Here is a 14,256-nt window from a genome sequence, read left to right as displayed (position 1 = left end):
GGCTTCATCTGTCATGACATCTGTACTTTCCCGACCCTGTGCTCCTTTTGCCCCTGTTTCGGGCACGGATCTGCAGGTACCGCTGGTGCAGGGCGGCTCCTGCACGTACGCTAACTTCGATTACGCGGCGAGCGCCCCCGCGCTGGTCGCGGTGACCGACCGGATCGCGGAACTGCTGCCGTTCTACTCGAGCGTGCATCGCGGTGCCGGCTACGCCTCACGGGTGTGCACGGCTGCGTACGAGAAGGTTCGGGTGACCGTTGCGAGTTTCATTGGTGCGCAGCAGGATTCGGTAGTGGTGTTCACGCGCAACACCACCGACTCGCTGAACCTGTTGGCCTCCTGCGTGCCTGGTGAGACCGTGGTACTCGATATCGAACACCACGCCAATCTGCTCCCGTGGCGTGATCGACGAGTGGTGGTGGCTGCGTCGACCCTGGCCGAAACGATCGTTCGTCTCGAATCCGAACTCGCTGCGAAACCCGCTGCGCTGCTGGCGATCACAGGTGCCTCGAACGTCACCGGTGAGGTACTGCCCATTGCTGAACTCGCAGCGCTGGCGCATCGGTACGGGGCGCGAATCGCGGTGGACGGTGCCCAGCTGGTTCCGCATCGCCGCGTCGACATGGCCGCACTGGGCGTGGACTACCTCGCCTTCTCCGGACACAAGCTCTACGCCCCCTTCGGTGCGGGAGTGCTTGTGGGGGCGCGTGATTGGCTCGACGTCGGCGAACCGCATCTGGCCGGCGGCGGCGCGGTGCGCAGCGTGAGCATCGACCGCACCGACTGGGCACCAGCACCGCAGCGGCACGAGGCCGGCACCCCCAACGTGCTCGGAGTTGCCGCTCTCGCTGCCGCCTGCGAGGCCATCGCCCGCTTCGACGACGCCGAGTTGCAGGCGCACGAGCGCGATCTGTCGTCCCGCTTGCGCGACGGGCTGGCCGCACTGGACGGCGTCGAACAGCTTCAGGTGTGGGCCGACGCACCCGACAGCGTCGGCATCGTCACCTTCATCGTGGCCGGACGCGATCCCGGTGAGGTGGCCGCGTACCTGTCCGCCGAGCACGGTATCGGCGTCCGGGACGGAAAGTTCTGCGCCCATCCGCTGTTGAGGCGGCTGGGCCATGCGGATGGCGCGGTTCGAGCCAGCATCGGCCTCGGCAGCTCCTCGGCCGATGTGGATCGACTGGTCGGCGCCGTGGCCGCCCTGGTCGAGTCCGGACCGAACTGGCATTACGAAGAGATCGTCGGCTGGTGGAACCCGGTACCCGACCCGCGACCCTTCCCTGAACTGGCGGACGGCGCGGCCGGGGTTGGATCACCATGCACGCCGGCAGACAGTTAGCATGGCGTCATGACCGTGAGTGTCGTGTGGACGGGCAACCGCCACTGGTGCAACAGATACGTGGATCTGTGCCGCACTGCGTCCGGTTCGTGTTCGATTTCGGCTCCGCTCCGACCGAATGCGTTCTCCGACTTCCAGAACTAGGACCACTCATGTCGCACAACCACACTCGCGTCGCCGTCGAATTCGGGGCGCTCTGGTCCGAACTGACCGTCGCACCGACCACGGAAATCGTACGAATTCAGGCTTCCGACCTGCGGGAAGCGCAGCAGCAACGCGCGCGGCTGCGAGCCGAGGCCGTCGAACGCGGCGAATCCGCCGACGGCACGGCAGTATTTCTCGACCTCGAGATTCACATCTCCGCAGATGCCCGAACGGCTCGTCGAGAATTCGCCGCGCTGGATGCGCCGAGCAGTCCGGCGAGCATTCGCTACGTCGGCACACCGTCGGGGCTGGCCAGTCTGATCTCCGACGTCACCGCCGCCGACGTGGCCGACGGCGTCACGTTGCAGGTCCATGACGATGCGGATCGGCAGTCGACGTTCCTGAGCTCCGGGGTTCTTCCGCTGTTGGGATCGCGCGGCACTCGGTTCGACATCGACGCAGTCGACGAGACTCTCGGAACCTCACGCGTAGCTCCCACGCTCGCATCCTGAGGGTTCGCGCGCCGGGGTCAGGTCACATCGATCGCCAGGCCGGCGGTGATCCGCAGCAGCTCGGTGTACGACGACCGGAAGATCGTGTTGATGTGGCCCGCGGCAGCCCACACCTCGGTGTACCCGGCCAGATCTTGATCTACGAACGTATCGAGATTGGTGGGATGGCCCACCGGAGCGATGCCGCCGATCGGTTGCCCGGTGGCATGCTTGGCCGTAGCGAGATCGGCGCGGGCCAACGTGCCACCGAGGCGCTCACCGGTGTGCGTCAGATGGACATTGTGGGCTCCCGACACCAACAGCAGGACGGGCTCGTCGTCGAGTAGAAACACCATGGACTTCACGATCGCGCCCACATCGACGCCCAGTGCCGCTGCGGCATCGGCGGCGGTGTGGGTGCCCTCCGGACTGTTCACGATCACCCCGTGATGGCCCCTTGAAATCAGGGTGTCGGCAACATGGGCTGCATTCGGATGAAGTAGCCGAGTCATGAACCAACCCTATTGCCCCAGTCCCATTTACGCAGATGCTTGCTTATCTGGTCATTCCGCAGGCTCCACTCCCGCCTTATCTGGTCATTCCGCAGGCTCCACTCCCGCCAGATCACCGAAGAGTCTCAATCGCGCCATTCCCCCGTCTGGGAAGATGTCCATCCGCACCTCCGAGACCGGCGTCTCGTGGTCGAGTACGAAGCGATGGCGGGTGTCGGGCTGCAGCGTCGTGCGCGGTAGTAGTTCGATCCACTCGCCGTCGCCGAGTCGTCCCCGCAACGACGCGGCACCCGGTGCGTTGCCGAGGAAGCAGGTGGTGTCGAGCTCGGCGAGGCGGACGAGTCCGCTGCCGGCGAGCTGCACCTGAACCCAGTCGTTTGCGTCGTTGCGTCGACGGGAGGTCTCCCAGCCCTCACCCATCGACCGTGGGGGACCGGGGAACAGGAGATTGTTGGGGGAGCTGTAGAACATGTTGGAACACGCCGAGACGTAGGCGCCGTTCTCCAGGGCCGCCAGGTCGACCGGCCCGGTCGCGAGAAATTCGGGGTCGGGCTTGCCGCGGCCGAGGACGCGCAGCCGAGCAACTCCGCCGTCGGGGTAGATGGACAGCTTCACGTGGGTCCACCGGGCATCGGAGGAAACCTGAAATCTGTTCTCGCTGTCACCGTTGACCGGGCTGCGCGCGACGATGGTGGTCCACTCGGTCTGTGTGCGCAGCTCGTCGGGGGAGGGGAACCCCTTCACTTCGGCTGCTTCGATCGAGATTTCGGGCGGATAGTTGCCGGTGAACCACGAAGTGTCGACGACGATTGCCGATACGACGCCGGGTGCGCCGAGACGCACGATGGCCTCGTCGTACCCGGCCTCGCGTCGCCGACGCGTCTCCCACCCGTCGTAGATCTGACCCTTGTGCCCGAACGTCGCTGTCGAGTAGTCGGCTTTGCCGGGGCTGACGAGATTCTCCTTCTCCGCGAACGTCTCGTCGTTCGCCCACACGACCGCGCCCCCGAGAGTGCGGACGGCGAGATCTGGCAGTGGCAAGGGGAAGGTGGCGGTCATGCGGTCACACTTTACTGCTCTCGCGGGAGCGCACCGGGTTGTGCGCAGACCGCCGACGCAGTTCGGCGGCAGCGAGCAGTGCCGCGCCGACCAGAATGTAGAGCGCCAGTCCTACCGCCGGCTGTCCCAGCCCGGTGCCGGAGAAGTACACGATGCTGCGCACACCCTCGGTACCGATACCCGGGGTGATCCAGCGTCCGATCGCGGCGTAGAACGACGGCAGCACCTCGGCCCCGAAAGCGCCTCCTGCACTAGGGTTTCCGAGAATCACGAACAGTACGATCGCGGCGGGCACGGCGGCGACGCCGATCAGCGAGCGCAGGCCCATGGTGAGCAGGCCGGTGGCGAAGACCACGCCCGATCCGAGCAGGGTGAGTGGAAACCAATGGCCGGCAAAGGTTTCGAGTACATGCGTGGTGAGGAATGCGCCGATCGCTCCGGACGCAAGGGAGTACACCGCGAGAATTCCGACGTGGATGCAGATGTCGCGACGGGAGTTCGGCGCGCCGATCAACAGTCCGAAGGCGGCGGCCAGTAGGTAACCGCCGACGACCCAGCCGACCGAGAGATAGAAACCGGATAATCCTCGGTTGTCGTGCACTCCGACCGGAATCTCATCGCGGACCACGAACTTTCGGCCCTGGGCGGCGTCGACCTCGGTGAAGATCGACTGCAACGCGGTCGCCTCGGAACTGCCTGCGGCACTCGCGGTGATGAGCGTGTCCGTTCCGTTCGCGCCGACGACGTAGGCACCGATGATTTCTCTGTCGCGCAGCAGCGAGCGAACCTCGGCGGTGTCGGCGGCGGTGCGGGCGTCGAGCGGTGCGCCGTCGATGGCGTCGAGTCGATCGGCGGTCTGCTGGTCCAATCCTTCGGGTAAGCCGGCTTCGGTCACCACCGCGATCGGGATCGCATGCGGTGTCGGCTGATGAAATGCCGAGACGTAGCTGAGGACGAAACCGAGCTGTAGCACCAGTACTGCTGCGGCGAGTAGTGACATCTTGCGCATGGGCGAACTCCTGAACCGTGTCGATACCCTCCGGCCTTGTCGATACCCGAGGTATTCAATACCCTAGGTATCGTGAGTGCAGAAGGGCAAGAGAAGTGGGAGGCGACACAGTCGCAGCGACGACCGCAGCGTGCCGACGTCCGAGACCGACTGCTCGCCGCGGCCGCCGACGAGTTCACCGAACGCGGTTACGCCGCAGCGAAGCTCACCGACATCGCGGACCGAGCCGGCTTCACCAAGGGGGCCGTGTACTCCAACTTCGAGTCCAAACAAGCGTTGTTCGCCGAGTTGCTCGCCAGGCGCTCACTCGATCTCGCGGCCCGCGTGCTCGCCCACATCTCCGATCTGGACTCGGGTGCAGCAGCAGGAGCAGGAGGCAACGAGATCGCCTCATGGGTGGTCGACGAGCCTCGCTGGCCACTGTTGACCGTCGAATTCGGCATCCTCGCCGGACGCGACCCGGCCGTCGCCGAGCGCTACCGCACCGACCGCCGCGCGCTGCGGCGCGACCTGGAACGACTCATCGCAGAACGCGCGGAGCAGTGGGGCGTCGGCGAGAAATTCGATGCCCGACGCCTCGCGACGTCACTGACGGCGATGATCTCCGGATTGGCCGTCGAACACTCGGTGGATCCCGAGGACATCGACGAAGAAGTCATCGCCGACGCGGTGTCGGAACTGTTCGCCGGAGCGATAGCCAGGACACACCTCGATTGAGGGATGCGCGACCGGGTACTCCGACTTCATGACTGCTCAGAATCCCGATCCCGATGAGACTGCCGGCCTCGAAGCAGGCGGCAGCGTGACGCCGGGCGACACTCCTCCATCAGAGACAGCAGTCGGTGGGCCGAATCACGAACCGCCGCAGCGCAGCCGGTTGATGCCGGTGATCGTCATCTGCGTCGTGGCGCTGCTGGCCATTCTGATCGCCGGTGGACTGATCGGTCGGGTCGTCGGCCTGTTCGGCTGATCCAACAGGTCGAGACCTCGAACGTTCAGTACCGGGGCCATCCACCCTCGGGGCCCAGCAGGCGGTTCAGTCGAATGTGATTGATCTTCACTAACTCGTTGCGTACGACCTCGCGCTCTGTCGGCTCGTCGTTGTCGAGTCGATGACCCAGGTCCATCAAAATGTCTCGGGCTCGAATCTTTCGGGATCGAACATGAGGCTCGCTGCGTAGGCGACACCGAATCGCTCGGTGTAGGCCCGGGCAGCGGTCCCCAACGCTGACCGCGTGGCCGGGTCCATGGCGGCGCACACTTTGCCGGGCTCCGGCAGCGTCGCGGCGAGTGATTCGATATCGGCGTCCGACAGCTCGGTCAATTCGGCGTCGGCGGCGGAGAACAGATCGTCTCGGGAGCGATATCGACGGCCGTCGGCCACCCGTGACGCCCACGCCACCGAGCAGCAGCACTCGTACAGCGCGTGCACCGCTCGGCTGCGCGGCAGGTCGTTGAACGTTTCCAGACCCAGTCCCTGGTGCATCAGCATGTATCGATCGTGGGCCGGTTGCGTCGTATGCACCAGAGCTGAGCAGGGACTTAGCGCAGACGTTACTCGCCGTAACATGCGGTGCGGAATTTTGCGCCGATCCCGCTAGGCTCGCACGCATGACGGAACGTACCTGGAAAGCTTTCTCTGTCGAGATCGCGGACCACATCGCGCAGGTGACACTTCTCGGGCCCGGCAAGGGCAACGCCATGGGCCCCGACTTCTGGAGCGAGAGCACCGAGCTGTTCGCGCAGCTCGACGTGGACCCCGAGGTTCGCGCGGTCGTACTCGCCGGGTCGGGGCGCAACTTCACCTACGGACTCGATCTCGCCGCCATGGCAGGCACGTTCGGCCCTCTCATGGCGGACAAGGCGCTGGCCGGTCCCCGGACGTCGTTCCACGACACCATCAAGACGATGCAGAAGGCGATCAACGCCGTCGCGGACTGCCGCAAGCCCGTCGTAGCAGCGGTTCAGGGCTGGTGCATCGGCGGCGGCGTCGACCTCATCACCGCCGCGGACGTGCGATACGCCAGCGCCGACGCCAAGTTCAGCGTCCGTGAGGTGCGAGTCGCAATCGTCGCCGACATGGGTTCTCTGGCCCGACTCCCGGCAATCATCGGCGAGGGCCACCTGCGTGAGCTTGCCTTGACCGGCAAGGACATCGACGCGGCCCGTGCCGAGAAGATCGGCCTGGTCAACGAAGTGTTCGCGGACCACGACGCCACCCTCGCCGCCGCCCGTGAGTGCGCGGCGGCCATCGCTGCGAACCCGCCGCTGGTGGTCCAAGGCATCAAGACGGTGTTGGACCACTCCCGATCCTCGGGCGTCGACGACTCGCTGCGGTATGTCGCGGCCTGGAATGCGGCCTTCCTCGCCTCGCACGATCTCACCGAGGCGATCACCTCCGTGTTCGAGAAGCGGCCGGCTCAGTTCACCGGTGGCTGACATGGTCGAATTCGCCGAGGAGTTGGGCACGCAGCTCGTTCGCTTGCAGCGCTTACGCGAGCGCAACATAGCGCAGATTTCGTCGTCGGGCGGCGTCGACGGTGCCGCGTACGTCTGCCTGTTCCGGCTTTTGCGTGACGGGCCGATGAGATCGAGTGAGCTTGCTGCCATGGTCAATTCGGATCCGTCGACGGTGAGCAGACAGGTGGCCCAACTCGTCGAACGGGGTCACGTCGAGCGGCTGCCCGACGAACGTGACGGCCGAGCCTTCGTGCTCGCGGTGACCGCGTCGGGCCAGGAAGCGGCGGCGGAGATCCAGCAACGACGAACCGACAATCTCGGACGAGTGATCGAGAAGTGGGAGAGGAGCGATCGGTCTGCGCTGGTCGCGCTGCTGGACCGATTCTTGACCGATTACGAATCCATCAGGCCGGACCTGCCCGGTCAGCGCACGGGTAACGTCTGAGCCTCGAGAGACCTGAGACACAATTCGGCACCGGCCACTCGGACTGCACGGTGACTCGGACTGCACGGACGGAGGGGATGAAGTGCCAACCGATCACGACAGACCTCCGCGGTCATCCGATATCGGTTCCGGGTCGGGCTCGGTACGGCTCGAACGTCGCGTTGCCCGAGGAATCGCCGTTCTCGTTCCGTCGTTCGGCCTGATCGGTGTGATCGTGATGCTGTCCTCCGACGGTCCCGTCGGACCGGTCGCCGTGGTGACATGTACGGCGGTCCTGCTCTCGACCATCCCGGTGGGGGCGTGGTGGTGGCTACGCTCGGTCGACGCGTCGCACATGCCCGGATGGTTCGTCATCTACGCCGACGTGGGCGTATCGGTGATGTTGTTGACCTTCGCCGACCGGGATCTCGCCCTCTACGGCGCAGCCCTGTTCTCGGTGATCGGCACCTACATCGCCTACTTCTCGCGGCGCACAGTCCTGAAGTTCCACACCGCCTTCGTCAACGCCGTGATTCTTCTGCTCGCCGTGCTGGCCGTCATGGAGCAACCGGACGATCCTGCGTCGATCATCGCGCGAGCGCTGGTGACGGTGTTGGTGGTCAACTCGGTGCTCGCGTTCCGAGCCGTCATTCAGCGTCAGCTCGATCTCGCGAACACGGACTCGTTGACGGGCCTGCTCAACAGGCGGGGTCTCGAACTACGGCTCGACCGCATGATGGGCCGGCTGGCCGAGACGCAGTCGGTGGCGCTGCTGGTGGTCGATCTCGACCGATTCAAACGGGTCAACGACACCTACGGTCATGCCATGGGCGACCGGGTTCTTCGCCGAACCGCCCGACGCCTGACCGCTGCGACGGGCGAACGGCCTTGCGTGGCGCGCACCGGGGGCGAAGAGTTCACGATCGCCGTACCGGTCGGCGACGATCCCGCCGACCACCTCGCAGACGATATTCGCGACGCGGTGCACGATGCGGACGACGACGTGCCTGTCACGGTCAGCGTCGGTGTCGCTGTGCTCGGCGTCGATCGGTGGCGCACGGCGGTGTCGTCGTACGGTGCCGCCGAGTTGGTACACAACGTGCTGCTCGACGCGGATGCGGCGATGTACGAGTCGAAACACGCGGGTGGAAACAGAACGACGGTGTACGCCGGCGATTGATTCGCCGGCCTACACCGCCGGTGGTTCGGGCCGATCGATCAGCGCAGGGCGCTCTTGGGGTCGTTCCACAACTGATCGGTGAAGTCCTCGAGCGCGACGAGAACGATGGTGTCCTCGGTGCGACGGAGGATGGACTTGCTGGCGCGCACCTGAACGATGTCGCCGGTCTTGTCGGTCATCCGCCACAGTGAATCCGCGCGGGTGGCCACCGTCGTCAGGAACATGTCGGCGACGTTGACCCCCTCGGGAGCCCGGTCGGGGAAGATGTCGTGCAGGTGGAAATCCACCCGTTCCGTCCGGTCGAGACCGAACAGATCGTCGAAGGCCTCGTTGGCGAAGACGATGGCACCGCTGGGATCGACAGCGAGAATGGGCACCGGAATGCGGTCGAGGACGACCGTCACCGGTAGATCGGGAAACTGCGTCGGGTCCGAGATGGGCCGCGACTCGAGGTTGCGACGATCACCGGCGGTGCCGTTGGAACTGCTGTCGGTCATAGGTCTCCCCAAACTGTGCTTCGTCGGCGCACGGCCGAAACGAGGTGTGTGGTGCCGAAACGATCAGTGACCCGGATTGTCCGTCAACCGCTTGAATGATGCAGCGATTTCGGCCTCGGCTTCTGCGCGCCCCACCCAGTCTGCCCCGGTGACGTGCTTGTTGGGTTCGAGATCCTTGTAATGGACGAAGAAATGCTTGATCGCGTCGAGTTCGAAGGTCGACACGTCGGAAAGATCCTGGATGTGATCCCAGCGGGTGTCCCCTGCCGGTACGCACAGCACCTTGTCGTCGCCGCCGGCCTCGTCGACCATCTTGAACATCGCGACCGGGCGCGCCTCGACGATGACACCCGGGTAGACCGACTCGGGCAGCAGCACCAGCGCGTCGAGCGGATCGCCGTCCTCGCCCAGCGTGTTCTCGATGAAGCCGTAATCGGCCGGATACGCCATCGCGGTGTAGAGGTAGCGGTCGAGGCGGACACGTCCGGTGACGTGGTCGACCTCGTACTTGTTGCGCTGCCCCTTGGGGATCTCGATGGTGACGTCGAACGGCACGTGCAGTCCTCACTGTCTTCGTCGAGCCGGAGGGGCTCGATCGGTTGCGAATGGTGTCGATGGTGGCGGCGCAAGGCTACCGGACCCGAGGATACTGTTGACTGGAAGATCATGGGTACGACCACGGCAATGACGGAGGAACGGTGGCGGGGCTGACACGGCGGTTCCTCGGTCCCACGGCGGGCCGACGTCGCAGGAAGAAGCGGCTCGTCCTGACACTGTGCGCCGTGTTCGTGGTGATCCTCGCCGTGACGACCGCTGCGCTCGTGCTCCCGTCGGTTTCCGACGGTGCCGAGACCGCGATCGCACCACCGCCCGAGACGGTGCTTCCCGACCCGCAGATAACCCCGTTTCCCGAGTCCGCACCGTCGCCCAGCCCGGCGGGACTGGTAGGTGCGCTGGCCCGAGTGATCGACGATCCCGACCTCGGTACGTTCACCGGGACCGTGGCCGACGCACTGACCGGCCAGGTGCTGTGGTCCCAGAACCCCGATGCGCCGATGACGCCCGCATCGACGACCAAGGTGCTCACCGCGGCCGCCGCGATGCTCGCGCTCCCCGCCGACCACCGCGTCAGCACGCGCGTGGTCCGAGGCAGCGGCGACGGGAACATCGTGCTGATCGCGGGCGGCGACCCCACCCTCACCGCACTGCCGGTCGGCACCGTCGGGTTCTACCCCGGGGCGGCCCGGATCGACGATCTGGTGGAGCAGATCGTCCGCAGCGGAACGACGGTACGCAGCATCAGCGTCGACACCTCCATCTACTCCGGGGGCACCATGGCACCGGGTTGGTTTCCGGCCGACATCGCCGGCGGTTCGATCACCCCGATCGAACCGATCATGCTCGACGGTGGACGGTCCGACCCGCTCGTCGACGAGTCGCCGCGCAGCACCACCCCGGCGCTGGACGCCGGCCGCGCACTGGCGGCGGGACTCGGTGTCGATCCGGCCGCGGTGACGATGGGTACGGCTGTCGACGGTGCCGATCAGCTCGCGTCGGTGCAGTCCGCCCCCCTGCGAAACCGTTTGCAGCAGATGGTCTCTCGCTCCGACAACGTGCTTGCCGAGGCGGTTGCGCGCGAACTCGCGATCGATATGAACACCGCAGCAAGCTTTTCCGGCGCGGTGGCGTCGATCGGCCAGACCCTGTATTCGGCAGGTTTCGACATGGCTGGACTGGCGCTGCAGGATGCCAGTGGGTTGTCGGTGGACGGCAAGATCCCGGCCAGGTTGCTCGATCAGGTACTCACCTCGGCGGCCGGGACCGAGCAGCCGACGTTGCGTCCGATGCTCGATTACCTGCCCGTTGCCGGTGCCACCGGAACGCTGTCCGACAGGTACGCGTCGGGGGATCGAACCGGAGCGGGGTGGGTGCGTGCGAAGACCGGAACCCTCTCCGCTGCAAGCGCTCTGGCGGGATACGTCGTCGATGTCGACGGCCGTGTGCTGACCTTCGCGCTGATGTCGAACGACCGGCCACCCGAGGTCAGTCGACCCGCCCTCGATGCCGTTGCATCGACCTTGAGATTGTGTGGTTGCCAGTGAAACCAGCAGCAGCGGCAAACGCCGAAGACAACGAGAGCACGTCCGGGTTCGCCGGTGCGGTCGATTGGTCGGTGGCCGCCAGGACCGGAGCCAAGCTGGCGCGCCCTGGTCCCACCACCACGCGCTACACAGCCGATGCGGCCGTGGAAGAGCTTGCCGCCGCATCGATTCGAGCCGAGGGGCCGGTGCGAGACACCACCGGTCTGGCCGACGGACTCCCGGTGCCAGACGCACAGGTGGTCGATCGAGCCGGCTGGATCGCCGCGGCCGCGTCGTCCATGAAGCATTTGACCGGGGACGACGACGACACACCGCCGTCGGGGCTGCTCGGCGGAAAACCGGCCGGCCTGCAGGCGGGCGCGATGCTGGCCTTTCTGTCCAGTGCCATTCTGGGACAGTACGATCCATTCACCGGGGAGAACGGAACGCTGCTGCTGGTCGCGCCGAACGTGATTGCCGTCGAGCGGGCACTGCGCGTCTCGCCGAGCGACTTTCGATTGTGGGTGTGCCTACACGAGGTGACACACCGAGTTCAGTTCTCTTCGGCACCCTGGCTCGGCGGCTACATGCGTGAGAACGTGGGGTTGCTGTCCGGCGGCACCGACGAGCCACTCTCGGACGTCGCGAACCGGCTGGCCGGCGCATTGAAAGCCCGCAAGAATCCGAGCGGAACGACCGCATCGGAGGACGCGGGCATCGTCGGTCTGCTGCGTGCCACCCAACCCCAGCCGCAACGCGACGCCATCGACCGACTCCTGGTGCTCGGGACCCTGCTGGAAGGCCACGCCGACCACGTGATGGATGCCGTGGGACCGGCCGTCGTGCCGACGGTGGCGCAGATCCGCGGGGCATTCGATCAGCGGCGACGACGCAAGGTCAGTCCGCTTCAACGCGTCGTTCGGGCGCTGCTGGGCATGGACGCGAAGATGGCGCAGTACGTCCGCGGCAAGGCCTTCGTCGATCACGTCGTCGCCGCAGTCGGAATGGAACGGTTCAACACCGTGTGGACGGGGCCCGATACGTTGCCCTTGCTGTCGGAAATCGAGAACCCGGACGCGTGGATCGCGCGAGTGCTGGGCTAGTGCTCTTACCTGAGGGAGTGGAGCCTGCGGAACGACCCAGATTGCCGGAGGGGCCCGCGTTGTTGGAGATTCGGCATGCAGTGCGGGCCTGGTTGTCGGCCCATCCGGGTCCGGTGGCCGTTGCGCTGTCCGGTGGGGCGGATTCACTGGCCTTGACCGCGGCCACCGTTGCCGAGGCGTCGAACGTGCGTGCGTTGATCGTCGACCACGGTCTGCAGGACGGTTCGGCCGAGGTCGCGGCGACTGCAGCGGCGCGGGCGCACGAGTTGGGTGTGCTCGATGCCAGGGTGCTGCCGGTGCACGTCACCGGCGCGGGCGGTACCGAAGCCGCGGCGCGCAGGGCCAGGTACGAGGCGTTGAACGGTGCTCGCGGCGACGCGTCGGTGCTGGTTGCGCACACGCTCGACGATCAGGCCGAGACGGTGCTGCTCGGTTTGAGCCGCGGATCGGGGCCGCGGTCCATTGCGGGTATGACGGCGTTCTCCGCGCCCTGGGGTCGGCCACTACTCGGAGTTCGACGCAGCGTGACCCGGGCTGCCTGCGTCGAGCTCGGACTCGCGCCGTTCGAGGATCCGCACAACACGGACAGCGATTTCACCCGGGTGCGGCTGCGGCACGAGGTGCTGCCGCTGCTCGAGGATGTTCTCGGTGGCGGTGTCGCCGCTGCACTGGCCCGGACCGCCGAGCACTTGCGCGAGGACGGCGACGTACTCGATGCACTCGCCGAGACCGTGGCGGAGACCGATGCACCGGACCTCGAGGTCTCGGCGATCGAGGCGCTCGCCCCCGCTGTTCGCCGACGTGTGCTGCGCCGATGGCTACACGGCCAGGGAGTCACGTCGTCGACCGATCGACAACTGCGGGCCGTCGATGCCCTCGTCGGACGCTGGACCGGCCAGGGCGGCGTTGCGCTGCCCGGCGGAACGCCCGGTGCAAGGTTGGTGTGCTCGCGTCGACATGGCAGGCTGAGCGTCGGCCTGGAGAACGAATGAAGGGAAACCCCGTGTACGAGGGCGACATCGAATCGGTTCTCATTTCCGAGGAACAGATCAAAGCGCGCACTGCGGAACTCGCACAAGAAATCGCCCAGCGGTATCCCGAAGGCTCTCCGGAAGGTGACCTGCTGCTGGTCGGTGTCCTCAAGGGCGCGATCATGTTCATGACCGACTTCGCCCGGGCCCTGCCCATCCCGGCGCAGCTCGAGTTCATGGCAGTCAGCTCCTACGGCTCGTCGACGTCGTCGTCCGGCGTCGTCCGGATTCTGAAGGACCTCGACCGCGACATCACCGGACGCCACGTGCTGATCGTCGAGGACATCATCGACTCCGGTCTGACGCTGAGCTGGCTCAAGCGCAACCTGGCGACCCGTTCGCCGGCCTCGTTGTCGGTGGTGACGTTGCTGCGCAAGCCCGACGCCATCAAGGTCGACGTGGAGGTCGCGAACGTGGGCTTCGACATCCCCAACGAGTTCGTCGTGGGCTATGGCCTCGATTACAACGAGCGATACCGGGATCTGCCGTACATCGGCCTGCTGAATCCCAAGGTCTACAGCTGAGCTGGGTTGTTCGGTCCCTCCGGTCCGTGTGAATGGACCATTGCCGCGCCGAGGGCAGTTTCAAGTGATGGTTGCAACACAGCTCCTGACCTGAGGAGATGTGGAGCAGATGTCCCGACGTGTCATCCCGAACCGAGCAGAGGTAGTCGCTAGGTTCCATGCCATGCGAGATTCGGGCGCGTCAGTGATCGTTGCGTCGGACGCCGCCGGCGTCAGTCGATCCACGGGAATGCGGTGGACAGATCAGAGGAAAGGAATCGTCCGCGGGGCCAAACGGATCCGGTCCGAACCCAGCGGGCGATTCCTTTCTCAGTCCGAACGAGAAGAGATCGCCATCGGCCGTGCGATGGGGCTGTCTCAGACCGACATTGCCGATCTCATCGGTCGCGACAAGTC

At 65.9% G+C, this 14,256-nt stretch carries 18 protein-coding genes; 12 read left to right on the top strand and 6 right to left on the bottom strand.

Annotated features, from left to right (window positions below):
- The first annotated feature begins 13 nt into the window (after window positions 1–13).
- Both ACIGGF_RS15355 and ACIGGF_RS15350 read left to right on the top strand, forming a co-directional pair.
- On the top strand, window positions 14–1,345 hold the full coding sequence (locus ACIGGF_RS15355; protein WP_397522121.1) for an aminotransferase class V-fold PLP-dependent enzyme: 1,332 nt from the start codon (window positions 14–16) through the stop codon (window positions 1,343–1,345).
- Between the two features lie 152 nt (window positions 1,346–1,497).
- Complete coding sequence (locus tag ACIGGF_RS15350; RefSeq protein ID WP_397522120.1) at window positions 1,498–2,001, top strand: hypothetical protein; 504 nt, start codon at window positions 1,498–1,500, stop codon at window positions 1,999–2,001.
- Between the two features lie 17 nt (window positions 2,002–2,018).
- On the opposite strand, the gene ACIGGF_RS15345 is transcribed toward ACIGGF_RS15350, so the two are convergent.
- The 3 genes from ACIGGF_RS15345 to ACIGGF_RS15335 all read right to left on the bottom strand — a co-directional run bounded on the left by ACIGGF_RS15345 (window position 2,019) and on the right by ACIGGF_RS15335 (window position 4,560).
- Window positions 2,019–2,492, bottom strand: a complete 474-nt coding sequence (locus ACIGGF_RS15345; RefSeq protein WP_397522119.1) for a YbaK/EbsC family protein — start codon at window positions 2,490–2,492, stop codon at window positions 2,019–2,021.
- An 84-nt stretch (window positions 2,493–2,576) separates the two neighbouring features.
- On the bottom strand, window positions 2,577–3,551 hold the full coding sequence (alc, locus tag ACIGGF_RS15340) for an allantoicase (protein WP_397522118.1): 975 nt from the start codon (window positions 3,549–3,551) through the stop codon (window positions 2,577–2,579).
- Window positions 3,552–3,555: 4 nt separating this feature from the next.
- Window positions 3,556–4,560 carry a hypothetical protein gene (locus tag ACIGGF_RS15335; protein WP_397522117.1) on the bottom strand — a complete coding sequence of 335 codons (1,005 nt, stop codon included), beginning with the start codon at window positions 4,558–4,560 and terminating at the stop codon, window positions 3,556–3,558.
- Window positions 4,561–4,632: 72 nt separating this feature from the next.
- Here ACIGGF_RS15335 and ACIGGF_RS15330 point away from each other — a divergent pair, with 72 nt between their 5' ends.
- Window positions 4,633–5,277: a TetR/AcrR family transcriptional regulator gene (locus tag ACIGGF_RS15330; RefSeq protein ID WP_397522116.1), complete on the top strand. Its 645-nt coding sequence runs from the start codon at window positions 4,633–4,635 to the stop codon at window positions 5,275–5,277.
- A gap of 28 nt (window positions 5,278–5,305) precedes the next feature.
- Window positions 5,306–5,530 (top strand): DUF6480 family protein, encoded by a 225-nt coding sequence (locus tag ACIGGF_RS15325; RefSeq protein WP_397522115.1) that lies wholly within the window; start codon window positions 5,306–5,308, stop codon window positions 5,528–5,530.
- A gap of 156 nt (window positions 5,531–5,686) precedes the next feature.
- On the opposite strand, the gene ACIGGF_RS15320 is transcribed toward ACIGGF_RS15325, so the two are convergent.
- Window positions 5,687–6,052 (bottom strand): 2-oxo-4-hydroxy-4-carboxy-5-ureidoimidazoline decarboxylase, encoded by a 366-nt coding sequence (locus ACIGGF_RS15320; protein WP_397522114.1) that lies wholly within the window; start codon window positions 6,050–6,052, stop codon window positions 5,687–5,689.
- Between the two features lie 119 nt (window positions 6,053–6,171).
- Between ACIGGF_RS15320 and ACIGGF_RS15315 the strand changes: the two genes are divergently transcribed.
- From ACIGGF_RS15315 to ACIGGF_RS15305, 3 genes are all read left to right on the top strand, one after another.
- Window positions 6,172–6,999, top strand: coding sequence for a crotonase/enoyl-CoA hydratase family protein (locus ACIGGF_RS15315; protein ID WP_397522113.1), 828 nt, complete (start codon window positions 6,172–6,174; stop codon window positions 6,997–6,999).
- Between the two features lies 1 nt (window position 7,000).
- Complete coding sequence (locus tag ACIGGF_RS15310) at window positions 7,001–7,465, top strand: MarR family winged helix-turn-helix transcriptional regulator (RefSeq protein ID WP_397522197.1); 465 nt, start codon at window positions 7,001–7,003, stop codon at window positions 7,463–7,465.
- An 82-nt stretch (window positions 7,466–7,547) separates the two neighbouring features.
- On the top strand, window positions 7,548–8,624 hold the full coding sequence (locus ACIGGF_RS15305) for a GGDEF domain-containing protein (protein WP_397522112.1): 1,077 nt from the start codon (window positions 7,548–7,550) through the stop codon (window positions 8,622–8,624).
- 38 nt (window positions 8,625–8,662) lie between these two features.
- Here ACIGGF_RS15305 and ACIGGF_RS15300 read toward each other — a convergent pair whose 3' ends face one another.
- Together ACIGGF_RS15300 and ACIGGF_RS15295 are read right to left on the bottom strand one after the other, a co-directional pair.
- Window positions 8,663–9,121, bottom strand: coding sequence for a PAS domain-containing protein (locus ACIGGF_RS15300; RefSeq protein ID WP_397522111.1), 459 nt, complete (start codon window positions 9,119–9,121; stop codon window positions 8,663–8,665).
- A 63-nt stretch (window positions 9,122–9,184) separates the two neighbouring features.
- A complete protein-coding gene (locus tag ACIGGF_RS15295; RefSeq protein ID WP_032380124.1) occupies window positions 9,185–9,676 on the bottom strand; it encodes an inorganic diphosphatase in 492 nt (163 codons plus the stop codon).
- Between the two features lie 143 nt (window positions 9,677–9,819).
- On the opposite strand from ACIGGF_RS15295, the gene dacB reads away from it, so the two are divergent.
- The 5 genes from dacB to ACIGGF_RS15270 all read left to right on the top strand — a co-directional run.
- Entirely contained in the window at window positions 9,820–11,223 is a 1,404-nt protein-coding gene (gene dacB, locus ACIGGF_RS15290; RefSeq protein WP_397522110.1) for a D-alanyl-D-alanine carboxypeptidase/D-alanyl-D-alanine-endopeptidase, read from the top strand.
- Entirely contained in the window at window positions 11,220–12,305 is a 1,086-nt protein-coding gene (locus ACIGGF_RS15285; RefSeq protein WP_397522109.1) for a zinc-dependent metalloprotease, read from the top strand. The genes dacB and ACIGGF_RS15285 overlap by 4 nt, the downstream gene beginning before the upstream one ends.
- A gap of 41 nt (window positions 12,306–12,346) precedes the next feature.
- The gene (tilS, locus tag ACIGGF_RS15280; protein ID WP_397522108.1) at window positions 12,347–13,297 is read left to right on the top strand and encodes a tRNA lysidine(34) synthetase TilS; all 951 of its coding nucleotides are present in this window, start codon (window positions 12,347–12,349) and stop codon (window positions 13,295–13,297) included.
- 11 nt (window positions 13,298–13,308) lie between these two features.
- Window positions 13,309–13,860: a hypoxanthine phosphoribosyltransferase gene (hpt, locus tag ACIGGF_RS15275; protein WP_397522196.1), complete on the top strand. Its 552-nt coding sequence runs from the start codon at window positions 13,309–13,311 to the stop codon at window positions 13,858–13,860.
- A gap of 163 nt (window positions 13,861–14,023) precedes the next feature.
- Window positions 14,024–14,256, top strand: a 233-nt coding sequence (locus ACIGGF_RS15270) for a helix-turn-helix domain-containing protein (RefSeq protein ID WP_397522107.1), incomplete at its 3' end; no start/stop codon positions are given.

Origin of the sequence: Rhodococcus sp. NPDC078407 (assembly GCF_044542515.1) — a bacterium.
Taxonomy (GTDB): Bacteria; Actinomycetota; Actinomycetes; order Mycobacteriales; family Mycobacteriaceae; genus Rhodococcoides.
This window is presented reverse-complemented; position numbering and strand designations above follow the sequence as displayed.